General features: G+C 61.8%; 11 protein-coding genes. 7 read left to right on the plus strand and 4 right to left on the minus strand.

Annotated elements, in window-relative coordinates:
* Positions 1-34: 34 nt before the first annotated feature.
* Entirely contained in the window at positions 35-1,624 is a 1,590-nt protein-coding gene (locus AC6I97_RS21305) for a stealth family protein (RefSeq protein ID WP_396133557.1), read from the plus strand.
* 10 nt (positions 1,625-1,634) lie between these two features.
* Here the strand turns inward: AC6I97_RS21305 and AC6I97_RS21310 are convergent, their stop codons facing one another.
* The 4 genes from AC6I97_RS21310 to AC6I97_RS21325 all read right to left on the minus strand — a co-directional run bounded on the left by AC6I97_RS21310 (position 1,635) and on the right by AC6I97_RS21325 (position 5,443).
* Complete coding sequence (locus AC6I97_RS21310) at positions 1,635-2,588, minus strand: phosphodiesterase (protein WP_497946697.1); 954 nt, start codon at positions 2,586-2,588, stop codon at positions 1,635-1,637.
* Positions 2,589-2,728: 140 nt separating this feature from the next.
* Positions 2,729-3,211, minus strand: coding sequence for a glutathione peroxidase (locus AC6I97_RS21315; protein WP_224094177.1), 483 nt, complete (start codon positions 3,209-3,211; stop codon positions 2,729-2,731).
* 100 nt (positions 3,212-3,311) lie between these two features.
* Positions 3,312-4,868, minus strand: coding sequence for a M23 family metallopeptidase (locus AC6I97_RS21320; RefSeq protein ID WP_497946698.1), 1,557 nt, complete (start codon positions 4,866-4,868; stop codon positions 3,312-3,314).
* A 197-nt stretch (positions 4,869-5,065) separates the two neighbouring features.
* Positions 5,066-5,443 carry a MarR family winged helix-turn-helix transcriptional regulator gene (locus tag AC6I97_RS21325; protein WP_224094175.1) on the minus strand — a complete coding sequence of 126 codons (378 nt, stop codon included), beginning with the start codon at positions 5,441-5,443 and terminating at the stop codon, positions 5,066-5,068.
* Positions 5,444-5,539: 96 nt separating this feature from the next.
* Between AC6I97_RS21325 and AC6I97_RS21330 the strand changes: the two genes are divergently transcribed.
* From AC6I97_RS21330 to AC6I97_RS21355, 6 genes are all read left to right on the plus strand, one after another.
* Positions 5,540-6,979, plus strand: a complete 1,440-nt coding sequence (locus tag AC6I97_RS21330) for an MFS transporter (RefSeq protein ID WP_497946699.1) — start codon at positions 5,540-5,542, stop codon at positions 6,977-6,979.
* Between the two features lie 100 nt (positions 6,980-7,079).
* The gene (locus AC6I97_RS21335; RefSeq protein ID WP_497946700.1) at positions 7,080-7,991 is read left to right on the plus strand and encodes an oxygenase MpaB family protein; all 912 of its coding nucleotides are present in this window, start codon (positions 7,080-7,082) and stop codon (positions 7,989-7,991) included.
* A gap of 317 nt (positions 7,992-8,308) precedes the next feature.
* Positions 8,309-9,403 (plus strand): extracellular solute-binding protein, encoded by a 1,095-nt coding sequence (locus AC6I97_RS21340; RefSeq protein WP_224094170.1) that lies wholly within the window; start codon positions 8,309-8,311, stop codon positions 9,401-9,403.
* Between the two features lies 1 nt (position 9,404).
* Positions 9,405-10,292 carry an ABC transporter permease gene (locus tag AC6I97_RS21345; RefSeq protein ID WP_497946701.1) on the plus strand — a complete coding sequence of 296 codons (888 nt, stop codon included), beginning with the start codon at positions 9,405-9,407 and terminating at the stop codon, positions 10,290-10,292.
* A complete protein-coding gene (locus tag AC6I97_RS21350; RefSeq protein ID WP_224094166.1) occupies positions 10,279-11,106 on the plus strand; it encodes an ABC transporter permease in 828 nt (275 codons plus the stop codon). The genes AC6I97_RS21345 and AC6I97_RS21350 overlap by 14 nt, the downstream gene beginning before the upstream one ends.
* A gap of 7 nt (positions 11,107-11,113) precedes the next feature.
* On the plus strand, positions 11,114-12,235 hold the full coding sequence (locus AC6I97_RS21355; protein WP_497946702.1) for an ABC transporter ATP-binding protein: 1,122 nt from the start codon (positions 11,114-11,116) through the stop codon (positions 12,233-12,235).
* The last annotated feature ends 6 nt before the right edge of the window (positions 12,236-12,241 follow it).

Genomic DNA, 12,241 nt, shown 5'->3' on the forward strand with positions numbered 1-12,241 from the left:
CCAGAAACGACTCACAACAGTACGGAGAAAAGCCATCACGCAAGCACAGGTCGATCCGATTTACCACGGCAGCCCCACCGTAGAGGAAGATGCGATCGCCGAGGCGGTCTCACCTGCCGTCGTTGCCCACCTGAAGCACAGGTCCGACGTCGTCCGTCACCGCGGGCGGTACGCCCTCCTTAACGGTGACCTCACGCCCCAACAGGCAATGGTTGCTGACCTGCTGGCCATCCGCGCCGCGTTGGACGCCGCCGGCGTGGACTTCATCCTGGTGCGCGGCAACGACGAAAGGCCGGTCATCGCCGTCGACTGGGAGTCGCGCAAGGACGTTCGCGAGGCACTGGTTGCTGCCTTCCGCAATGAGCCGTTCTACTCCATGACTGTCGATGCCAAGAAGAAAACCTCTGTGCTGGTTGCAGATGGCGAACTCTCGGCCAACCGGAAGGCACGGATCTTCCGCCTGTACCGGCCCAGGGTGGAACTCGGCGGCGGCCTTTGGTACGGCCCTGCCCTCGGTGTCCAGCTGGAACTGTGGAGGTTCGAAGGCGACCACCTTGAACTCCCCGTGGAGAATTCCCTGACCCGGCGCACCATGCTGCGCCAGGACGCCGTTCGCGGTACCGTGCAGCGCCATGGCCTCACTTGGCCGACCATCGAGAACATGTTCGCGGACCATGCCAGCGACATCGACTTCGACATCGACATCGTCTTCTCGTGGGTGGATGGCAGCGACCCCGAATACATCGCCAGGAGACGCGCCCAGCAGGCTGGTGCTGTCCTCGGCGAGGGCGACGACCATGAGGCACGCTTCCGGCAGATCAACGAGCTGAAGTATGCACTGCGCTCGGTCCACATGTTCGCACCGTGGGTGCGCCGGATCTTCATTGCCACCGATTCGCCCACCCCGGCATGGCTTGCCGACCACCCCTCGGTCACGATCGTGCGCAGCGAAGAGTTCTTCGCCGATCCGTCAGTACTGCCCACCCACAACTCGCAAGCAGTGGAGTGCCAGCTGCACCACATCGAGGGATTGTCCGAACACTTCCTCTACTCCAACGACGACATGTTCTTCGGCAGGCCCGTGGGCCCGGACATGTTCTTCACGCCCGGCGGAATCACCAAGTTCATCGAGGCTGACACCCGGATCGGGCTCGGCGAGAACGATGCCGAACGCAGTGGCTTCGAAAACGCTGCACGCGTCAACCGCAAGCTGCTGTGGGAACGCTTCGGACGGATCACCACCAGGCACCTGGAACACACGGCCGCTCCCCTGCGCCGGAGCGTGGTGGCCCAGATGGAGCACGAATTCCCGGCTGAGTTCTCCAAGACCGCGGCCAGCCGCTTCCGCGCTGCGGACAACATCTCAGTAACCAACTCGTTCTACCACTACTACGCGCTGCTCACCGGCAAGGCCGTGACCCAGACCAACGCCAAGGTCCGCTACGTCGATACAACGCAGTGGTCCGGACTGCACTACCTTCCAAAGCTGCTGGCCAAACGGCACATGGATCTCTTCTGCCTCAACGATGGCAGCTTCCCGGAGGTTGAAGCGGACGAACGTGCGGAGCTGGTAACCGACTTCCTGGAGAAATACTTCCCCGTCAAAGCCCCCTGGGAGAAATAGAAAGCCTGGGTCAGTCCCGGTTGTTCGACTGGGAGACGAGTTCCTGCGACACCGGGACTGGTACCCGCCGCGAACGGCTCGGAATCCGGATGCCGGCTTCCGAGAGGCGGCGCTGCACTTCGGCAGCGTCCACCGGCTCGCCAACAGTTACGCCACCGGACATGGGAACCACCGAATGCACGATCGTGTGTTCGTAGACGTGGACCATGTTGTAGGACTGGGCACCGTCCCGGCCCCGCTGTCCTCCGGCGCGCACGCCGAGGTCCTGCGTGTAGCACGTCGCCGAGGCGACTGATACCGGGATGCCGGCGAAGCCCGCCGTCGTGGAGTAATGCAGGTGACCGGCCAGGATGGTACGGACATCGGAATTGCGGACGACGGCGGCCAGGGCGGCTTGGCCGCGCAACTCCACCAACACTGCGAGGTCCTGGACGCACGGGACCGGCGGGTGATGCAGGGCGAGGATAGTGCCGTCCGGGGCGGGGGTGGCCAACTCTGCTGCCAGCCACTGAAGCTGCGATTCGGACAACTCGCCATAGTGGTATCCGGGGACCGTGGTGTCCAGGGTAATGATCCGGAGCCCGTTGACGAAGTAGCTGCGGTCCACAGGGTCCTCCGGCCGGCTCGCTACGGAGGCGTCCAGGAAGGCCGAGCGGAAGTTGGCGCGGTTGTCGTGGTTGCCCATCGCCCAAATGGCCTTCGCTCCGAGCGCATCGCACACCGGCTCAATCATTTCCCGGAGACGTTTGTAGGCTTGGAACTCGCCCTTGTCCGCAAGGTCTCCAGTGAAAATGATGGCCTCTGGCTTGATCCTGGAGGCAATGATCTGATCGCAGATCTCCTGGAGCCTTGCAGCGCTGTCCACAGAACCGTGGAGCGTGCCTGGACCGGCCACCAGGTGAAGATCACTCAAGTGCAAAAGCACATGACCTGGTTTGGGGTACTCGGCCTCGATGAGCTCCATAGCTGCCTTAGCGTTTGGTGGGAGACGGTGTCCCCCGTGTCATTCCAGTACTGCCAATCCAACCAGACAACAAGCCAACAACAGGCTAACTGCCGGCGGAATGTTGGAAAATTACTTTCTCCCTTCGAAGGTATTGATGCTTATGACAAGGCCTTTTCAAGCGCGTCAACCAATTCCTGCGCGTCAGGTTCCACGCTTGAGGGAAACCTTGCAACAAGCTCGCCGTCACGGTTTATGACGAACTTCTCAAAGTTCCACTTGACCTTGACCGGCTGCCCGGACTCGTCCCGGGTCAGCTCGGCGAATAGCGGATGCTGCTCTTTACCCAGCACGTTGGCCTTGCTGGTGAGCGGGAACGAGACGCCAAAGTTGCGTTCGCAGAATTCCGCGATTTCCTCGTCGGCTCCGGGCTCCTGGCCACCGAATTGGTTGCAAGGGACGCCAAGGACTTCAAGGCCCTCCTCGCGGTACTTTCCGTAGAGCTCCTCAAGGCCGGCGTACTGGCGGGTGTAGCCGCATTTGGAAGCCACATTCACCACCAGGACGGCTTTTCCTTCAAAGCGTCCGAAGTCTGCTTCAGAGCCATCGTTGAAGGTGAGGGGAATGCTGTAAAGAGTTCTCATGTGATCGCTTCCTGACGACGTCGTCTGGCGGGATTGCCGCGATCGAGCTTACGGGGAGCTGCCCAAGCCATGAAACGTAGGGGTACCTACACTCGCCGGCTTATGACGTGGGAAGGATGAGCGAAGACAACGGCACGATTACACCGTCCGGCCGCTGGACCATGTCCGGGCCAACGAGGATATATCCAGGCGGAAGCACCACTGCCGGAGGCGTTGATGGAAGCACAGCCACAGGGCTGGGCGCCTGAACAGGAGCCGCCGGAACGGGAGCCACGGGCTCCACGGTTTGAGTCACCGCAACCGGAGCGGGAGCAACCACTACGGGCTCGGGTGCGACAACCACAGGCGCTGGCTCAACCACTACGGGTGCCGGTGCAACAGCCACGGGTTCCGGCGCAGGGGCTACCGGAGCGGGAGCCGGATCAGCGGGTGCCGCTGAAGCGACGGGCGCCACGGGCTCGACGACGGCGGGTGCGGTGGCCGTGTTGGGGACCGCAGGCGACGTGCTGGGTGCTGTAGTCGTCGTGCCGGGCGTCGTTGTGGTGGACGTCGGCGTTGTGGATGTAGCCGTGGGCGTCGGTGTGGAGGTCGCCGTCGGACTTGGCGTCGCTGTAGCCGTAGGCGTTGCCGTAGCCGTGGGAGTTGGTGTGACAGTCTGCGTCGGCGTCGAGGTGGCCGGTGGCGTCTGCGTGGATGGTGGCGTTTGCGTGGCAGGCGGCGTAGTGCCCGAAGTGGCGGGCGGCGTAGTGCTCGACGTGCTCGGCTGTGTGGTCACCGGCGGAGCAACGGCCTCTTCGTCGTCGCCACCGATGACGGCCCGGTTGGTGCTATCCGACACCGGGACGGCCCACTGCGGCGAGGCAGAGACGCCCGTTCCAACTCCAGGCTGGTAGTTCACCATGGTGATGTTCTGCAGCGGATCGATCTGCCGGAGGGGCAGATAGATCCAGCCGTTGGGGTTGGTGTGCAGGCCGTTCACGATCGTCTCAAAGTGCAGGTGGCACCCAGTGGACCATCCGGTGGTCCCTACCTCGGCGATGACTTCTCCAACGCGCACGGACTGGCCCTGCGTCACACCAATCGCTTGAAGGTGGTTGTAGGTTGTGACCAGGCCGTTGCCGTGTTCGATTTCAACACGGTTGCCGCCACCCCAAAGGTGCCAACCGACGGCCCTGACAACCCCGGCGTCGGCGGCGTAGACGCGCGTTCCGCATGCGGCGGCGTAATCCTGGCCCCAGTGGAACTCGCCGGGCAGCCCAGTGATGGGGCTGTAGCGGTAGCCGTATGGAGAACTCGGATTCAAGACTTCAAGCGGCGCGTAAAGGCTGCCGGCTGGTGGACGCGACAAGCCGGACGAAGCAACGGTCAGGCCGGATGATCCGTCCTTGGCCACGGTCCGGACAAGTGCGCGGTCGAAGTAAACCATGGGCGTGCCGGCCTCTTGGGTCGGCGGCTCGGGCATGGTGTCGATCACTGTGGTTTCGGCTTCGGGCGGCACAAGGCTGCCAAGCGAGAAAGGTCCAACGACGCCCTGCGCCACAGAACCATCCACAGAGCCGGTAGAAACGGAATTTAGGGGTTGGAAACCAAAAGCGAAAAAGGCTGCGGCTGCCAGGATTCCGGCGATGAGCATTCGACGAAAACCGTCGGTGCGCACCAAGTCTACGTATCGGTCAGATTCACTATGCTTGCCCACAAGAACACTCCCCAAAGCCAGCGGCACCAAACCCCAGCCTGGCGTGCAAGCACCATTGTTGCGGGAATCAATATGAAAATAAAGGCTTTCCGGCCCTAGTAAAGCGCAGGGTTTCCTCAGTTTTTGCTCAAGTGATCTTGAGGTTCGGGGATGACTCCCTACCCGAGGTTTTCCTTGAGCAGTGCACGGTGTTCCACCGCAGCAGATTCATGCAGGGCGCGGCCGGCGTCTGTGAGCTCCAGATACAGGGAGCGACGATCATCGGCACACGTTTGGCGGGAGACCAGGCCTGCTTTTTCGAGCCTGTCCACCACCTTGGACACAGCGCTTTGGGTCATCGGCGTGCGCTCCCCCAAGGCCTTCATACGGCAAGCGGCGTCCGTGCTTTCGGCGACGAGGTCCAGAATTTCGAATTCATTCAGGCCGATGTCGAACTTGGCTTCCAGGGCGCGGTCAATGGCTCCTGCGGTACGGAAGTAGGAGTCCTGAATGCTGCGCCACTGCTCAACAAGCTGGCGATCACGCGTCGTTGCCATGCCCTGATTCTAGTCCATCCCGCCTTTAGAATCCACGTCATAATATTCCGCGTCATATTCCTTGTCATTCAATGACGCGTCATATAGCTTGGATGCATGACATCACCCACCACCCTTCAAAGATCCGCCGAACCCGTGCTTTCAGCCGTCCGTTGGACGCGCGCCCAGTGGCTCCTGCTGATGGTTGTGTGCACCGTCCTCGCCCTGGACGGGCTGGATGTTTCCATGGTTGGCGTGGCCCTGCCTTCGATCGGACAGGAACTCAACCTCGGAACCGATTCGCTCCAGTGGATCGTGTCCGCCTACGTCCTGGGGTACGGAAGCCTCCTGCTCCTGGGCGGCCGGCTCGCGGACCTGTTGGGCCGTCGTCGTATATTCCTCATCGCTCTGGCGGTGTTCGCCGCAGCCTCACTGCTGGGTGGCCTGGTGGACGATCCCGCAATCCTGATCGCTACGCGCTTCGTGAAGGGCCTGGCCGCAGCGTTCACCGCGCCAACAGGTTTCTCCATCATCACCACCAACTTTGCCGAGGGCCGCGAGCGCAACAAGGCCCTGTCCATCTTCACCACGTTCGGCGCCAGCGGCTTCTCGCTGGGCCTTGTGGTCGGAGGCCTGATGACCAGCCTGAGCTGGCGGTGGACGTTCCTGGTGTCCGTGCCGATCGCCGTCGCCGTGGTCCTGCTGGGCATGAAGTTCATTCCGAAAGACAAGCCGTCTGCTGAAAACAGCGGGCATGACATCTGGGGTGCGGTGACGCTCGCGCTGGGCATGCTCGGCCTCGTCTACACGTTGGTTTCGGCACCTGAGCAGGGCTGGGGATCTGTGGCAACTATCGCCGGATTCGCAATCTCTGCAGCCGTGCTTGCAGCCTTCGCTGTGATCGAGAACAAGGTGAAGCACCCGCTGATCCGCTTCGGCATCCTCAAGGAAGGCTGGGTGGCCAGGGCCAACCTCAGCGCAGTGGGGCTTTTCGGTTCTTACCTGAGCTTCCAGTTCATCGTCACCATGTTCCTGCAGTCGGTGCTCGGTTGGACGCCTTTGGGCATGGCTTTGGCCCTGCTGCCCGCCGGACTGCTGGTGGCCACCAGCGCACCCTTTGCTGACCGGCTGATCGAGAAATTCGGCGCCACGCAGCTGATCCTCACGGGCCTCACAGCCCTTGGATTGGGCTACATCCTGTTCCTCCGGGTGGGCACCACGCCCAACTACGCCCTGGACATCCTGCCCTCGGTGATCCTGCTGGGCATCGGCTTCGCCCTGGCCTTCCCGTCCATCAACGTCCAGGCCACAACCGGCATCAAGGACTCCGAGCAAGGCCTGGCTGCCGGTTTGATCCAGACCAGCACGCAGGTGGGAGCCGCACTGGTCCTGGCAGTCACCACCGCTTTGGTGAGCGGGCACGGACAGGCGGCCGGAACCGTCAGCGCCCAAGCCATGCTGGAACAGTACCGTCCGGGCCTGATCCTGAGTGCCGCCGTCGCCATCGCGGCCCTCCTGGTGGCAGCAGCACCGTCAAGGCGCCGCGCCCGCGTTTAGTCCGCGCGAACCCTCCGGCCCCCATGGTGTTGCCATGGGGGCCGGACCTGTACACAAATTGCCCTGTACAGGTTCCGCGAAGAGCGGTCTCATGGGATGCATGAGGAATTACCTCACCGAGTACAGATACGACCTGCAACGCACGTTCACGGGAACATCCGGAACCCCACCTGAGTGGGTGCCGCGCCTTGCAGAAGGGAACGACGCCGGATATCACCTTCCCGGCTCGGCCGTCTGGGCTGTGCATGGCTCCATGGCCACCATCGTGGCCGGAATCAGGGTCCTGCTGATGCAGTCCTTGCACCCCGGCGCGCTTGCGGGTGTCTACGAACACTCCGGTTTCAAGGAAGATCCGCTGGGGCGGCTGGCCAGTACCGTGCGCTGGATCTTCACCGTCACGTATGGCTCCAAAGAAGCCGCTGAGGCAGCAACCTACCGTGTCCGGAAAATCCACGAACATGTCCAGGGAAGCTACGTGGACGGAACTGGCGCCCACCGCCATTATTCCGCCAATGATCCCGAACTCCTCCGCTGGGTCCACGTCACCTATGCGGATTCCTTCCTCAGGGCCAACCGCATCTGGGGCCGCCCGATACCCGGCGGCCCGGATGCCTACGTCCGCGAATGGGCCCAGGCTGGCCGGCTCATGGGAGTGGAAGATCCACCGGTCACCGAAGCCCAGGTGCGCCAGGAACTGGAAGCCTGGTATGGCTCCGGGATCTTGCGCTCGGATGAGCGGCTGGCAGAAACCATTGCCTTCATACGCCGCCCGCCCCTGAGCCCGTTGCTTCAGCCGGGCTACCGGATCCTGTTCACTGCCGCCGTCGCAAGCCTTGAACCCAAGTACCGGAACATGCTGGGTCTGCGACCCGCCCGCTTGGGTCCGATCCCCTTGCCTGCCATCACCGCCGCCCGTGTTGTTCTGTCCATGGTCCGGCTGGCCCTGGGTTCACACGGGCCCAGCGAACTCGCAGCTCGGCGGCGGCTGCAAAGGCTGGGATATGCGGTTTGAGACCCGCCCTCGAAGGTAGCCCAAAAGAGGCCCGCACACAGCTGCGGGCTTCTTTTTTCGATCGATTGTTTCTTAATGCAATACAACCGTTGACTAGTGAGCAACCTCACAGTTACAGTTACGGCACCCCAAACGGCCGAACGACGGCCGGTGTACCTGACTTTCGAATGCTTTGATGAAGGGCGTGCGCAACCCGCCGCCCCCAAGCTTCGGGAGCCTTCTTCACGATGTAACCCCAGCACACGCCCGTCTCCCCCCATGGCCCGTCTCCCTGAAGCGAGCCTGGACGTTGGCGTACATGAGAGGCAATGCGAGCCATGACAGATTTCCGTTCCCACGTTTTTGACCGCAGGCAGATCCTCAAGGCAGCGGCACTGACGCCGTTTGCCGGACTGGCACTATCCGGGTGCAGTTCCAAGCCAGCCGAAAGTGCCGCCGCCAACAAGACCGTCACGGTCACTTCCTACGGTGGTTCCTACAACGACCAGTTCACGCAGACCATCCTGGATCCCTTTTCGAAACAGACAGGTATCCAACCGACTCTCTTGGCCAACACGAGCCTGGCTTCCCTCAAAGCGCAGGTGCAGTCCGGCGATGTGCAGTGGGACCTGGTGGAAATCACAGCACCGGAGTATGAAACGGCCGTTGCCGAAGGACTGCTGGAAAAGTTCGACTACGACATCATCAGCGACAAGGGTCTTCCCGGCTACGCCAAGGCGGAGTATGGCATCAAGTACCTGAGCTTCCTTTTCGTCATGGCATGGGACCAGAACGCCATTCCGGATGCGCAGGCGCCCAAGGATTGGGCGCAATTCTTCGACCAGGACAAGTACAACGGCAAGCGCTCCGTCTATAACCAGCTATCCGACAGCTCCGTGCTGGAAGCCGCCCTGCTGGCTGACGGCGTGCCGTTCGACAAGATCTACCCCCTTGACGTTGACCGGGCTCTGCGGGTCTTGGGCCACCATCCCGGAAAAGATCGTCTTCTTTATCACTCGGCCAACCAGGAACCCATCCAGCAGCTCACGTCAGGAGAAGTCGCACTGTCAACGAGCTTCAACAACCGGGTCAACGCTGCGCGCAAGGACGGGGCCAAGCTGAACTTCTCCGCCGAGAACGCGGTGCTGGCCGGCGACTATTTTGTGGTCCCCAAGGGCGCAAAGAACAAGGAAGCCGCTTTCAAACTCATGAACTTCATGTCCAACGACGCCGAAGCCGGAGCTGCCTTCGACACGGTTACCAACTTGACCCTGGCGAACACGCCTGCGCTGTCCAAGCTGCCCAAGGAAGTGGCGGACACACTTCCCACCAGTCCACTGCTTGCGGACAAGATCCTCATCCGGGATGACAAGTGGTGGTCCCAGAACCTGAAGAAGACCGAGCAGCAGTTCAAGCTGTGGCAGGCCAGCTGACATGAGCGCCATAACTTCTCAAAGAATCCAGGCGAAAGGCCGCGGGACTCCGACGCCGGATGAAGCGAAGCCGCGCCGGAGAAGGAGCGGATGGTGGCTGCTGCTGGCACCTGTTCTTGCATTCGACGTCGTACTGTTCCTCACCCCGCTCGGGAAGCTGGTTGGCTCAAGCTTTTCCGGTAACGCCTATCAGCGGGTACTTGAGGATCCCCTGGTACTGCGTTCGCTGGCGAACACGCTTACCATCAGCCTGGCATCCACCCTGGTGACCGTTGGACTTGGCTATGTCATTGCCCTTGTCCTCTGGCGTTCCGGGAACATCCTGCGGGTAGTCCTCTTCGCCGTCGTCTTGTTGCCCTTCTGGACCGGCATCCTGGTGAAGAACTTCGCGTGGGCGGTGCTCCTGCAGGACAACGGCATCATCAATGCCTTCCTGCAAGGCATTGGCCTGACGGACGCACCGATCGAGTTGCTCCATAACCGATTCGCGGTGATCGTCGGCATGGTTCACTGCCTGCTGCCCTACGCGGTCTTTCCGATCTTTTCTTCACTGATGTCCATCGACGACCGCCTTGGATTGGCGGCGCGGTCGCTCGGCGCCAGGGAAGGATCCGTGTTCCGTCACATCACCCTTCCGCTTAGCACTCCGGGCGTCTCGGCAGCCGGCCTCCTGGTCTTCATCATGAGCACAGGCTTCTTCATCACACCCGTGGTCATGGGTGGGCCAGGCGACATGATGATCGCCAACCAGATCGACTACTACGCCCGGCAGTTGACCGACTTCCCAGGCGCCGCAGCCCTGGCCGTGATCCTCACAGCTTTGGTCAGTATCCTCGTGGCGGTCTACCAGCGGGTCCTCAAGGCCGGAGGGCACCATGAAGACAACTAATCCACAACACCGTTTGATACCCCTGCTTTCTTTGCCGGTCTTCCTGTTCCTGGTGATTCCGACCCTCATCGTGGTTCCCGTGGCGCTCAATGACAGCCGCTACATCACGTTCCCACCCGAAGGTTTGTCCTTCGCTGCTGTGGCCGGCTTCTTCGCCGACACCGCATGGACGTCGGCATTGGCCGCCAGCCTCCAGTCAGCGGGTATTGCCGTGGTGATCGGTGTAGCTATTGGTTCTACGGCGGCCATCGCCCTTCATGGCCGCACGTTTCCCGGGAAATCGGCTGTGATGGGACTGATACTGGCCCCCATGATCGTGCCCACCGTGGTGCTTGCCCTTGCCTTCTACCAGTTCTTCATCTCGGTTGGCATGGTGGGCAGCATCATTCCCATCGGCCTGGCGCACGCCGTCATCGCCACGCCCTACGTGTACCTCACAACGCGTGCCAGCCTTGCCGGGCTCAACCCTGCCCTGGTGCGGTCGGCCCAAAGCCTGGGCGCGGGGACGCTGTCCGTGTTCCGGCATGTGTACCTCCCCGTTATCCTCCCGGGCCTGGTCTCAGGAGCACTATTCGCCTTCTCGGTATCGATCGATGAAACCGTGATGTCGCTGTTCATGCAGTCCCCCAGCGCCACCACCTTGCCGGTGAAGATGTTCACCGACATCCAGTTCAACCTGACCCCCAAGATCGCCGTCTCCTCCGCGCTGTTGGTAACAGTTGCGACCATCGGGCTGCTCCTGCAGGTCATGTTCGTCCTCAAGCGCCGATCGATCTCCCGGATGGTGCCCCTGGCAGTGTCCGCCCAAACGTAAAGGAACAATGATGACCGCATCAATGACTTCCACCGCCACCCCTCCAGACGCAGCTTCGCAAACGAAGGGACTTCTTGAGCTCAGGCAGGTCCGCAAAAGCTATGGTGGGTTTGTCGCCGTCGACCAGTTGGACCTGACAGTCCAGCCCGGCGAATTTGTCACCCTCCTCGGGCCCAGCGGATCGGGCAAAACCACCACCATGATGATGGTGGCCGGGTTCGAAGAACATACCTCCGGCTCCGTCATGATTGACGGGCAGCCCGTAGACACGCTCCCTCCAAGGGACCGGAACCTGGGCGTCGTTTTCCAGAATTACGCCCTCTTCCCGCACATGACCGCCCTCGAAAACGTGGAATTCGCGCTCCGCATGAGAAAGGTGCCGGCGTCGGAACGGCGCCAGCGGGCCAACGAAGCACTCAAGCGTGTGGGGCTTGGCGCCTTGGGTGACCGCAAGCCACGGCAGCTGTCCGGAGGCCAGCAGCAGCGCGTTGCGCTCGCCCGGGCCCTGGTATTCAACCCCGCGGCACTTCTCCTGGATGAGCCCATGGCAGCGCTGGACAAGCGGCTCCGCGAACAGATGCAGGAGGAGATCAAAACCCTTCAGAAGAGCCTGGGCATCTCCGTACTGTTCGTTACCCACGACCAGGAAGAAGCAATGGCAATGTCGGACAGGATCGTGGTGATGAAAGACGGCCGGATTGTCCAATCGGGACCGCCGGACGAGGTCTACAACCACCCCCTTACCGACTGGGTTGCCGGCTTCCTTGGCGACACCAACCTGATTCCGTGCACAGTACTGGAGCGCAACGGCAAGGAGGCCACCGTGGATTTGGGTGGTTTGGGAATCGCACGCGTGAGGGACCAGGGCGCTATGGGTGCGGACTACGCAGTATCGATCCGCCCGGAACACCTGAAGCTCAGTTCAACGCCGCCTGTGGATGGGGGCTGCGGAGCTGTTATTACATCGTCCACCAATCTTGGCGCCACCGTCCGTCATCGGCTCACTGCTGGAGGCCATGAATTGATGCTGCGGGAGATGAGCCCGGAGTCCGGCACGCGGTCGGCAACGGACAGTCTTTGGGTTGGCTGGGAGCCGGACAAGGCCCAGTTGCTGGTCCTGGAATCCTAAGGAGCA

This window comes from Arthrobacter sp. TmtSoilC48 (assembly GCF_059739425.1).

Bases quoted from the DNA above. Each gene is read 5' to 3' on its own strand.
- AC6I97_RS21335 (WP_497946700.1), top strand. From the start codon at position 7,080: ATGAGGAATTACCTCACCGAGTACAGATACGACCTGCAACGCACGTTC.
- AC6I97_RS21345 (WP_497946701.1), top strand. From the start codon at position 9,405: ATGAGCGCCATAACTTCTCAAAGAATCCAGGCGAAAGGCCGCGGGACT.
- AC6I97_RS21315 (WP_224094177.1), bottom strand. From the start codon at position 3,211: ATGAGAACTCTTTACAGCATTCCCCTCACCTTCAACGATGGCTCTGAA.
- AC6I97_RS21325 (WP_224094175.1), bottom strand. From the start codon at position 5,443: ATGGCAACGACGCGTGATCGCCAGCTTGTTGAGCAGTGGCGCAGCATT.
- AC6I97_RS21355 (WP_497946702.1), top strand. From the start codon at position 11,114: ATGATGACCGCATCAATGACTTCCACCGCCACCCCTCCAGACGCAGCT.
- AC6I97_RS21330 (WP_497946699.1), top strand. From the start codon at position 5,540: ATGACATCACCCACCACCCTTCAAAGATCCGCCGAACCCGTGCTTTCA.
- AC6I97_RS21350 (WP_224094166.1), top strand. From the start codon at position 10,279: ATGAAGACAACTAATCCACAACACCGTTTGATACCCCTGCTTTCTTTG.
- AC6I97_RS21340 (WP_224094170.1), top strand. From the start codon at position 8,309: ATGACAGATTTCCGTTCCCACGTTTTTGACCGCAGGCAGATCCTCAAG.
- AC6I97_RS21310 (WP_497946697.1), bottom strand. From the start codon at position 2,588: ATGGAGCTCATCGAGGCCGAGTACCCCAAACCAGGTCATGTGCTTTTG.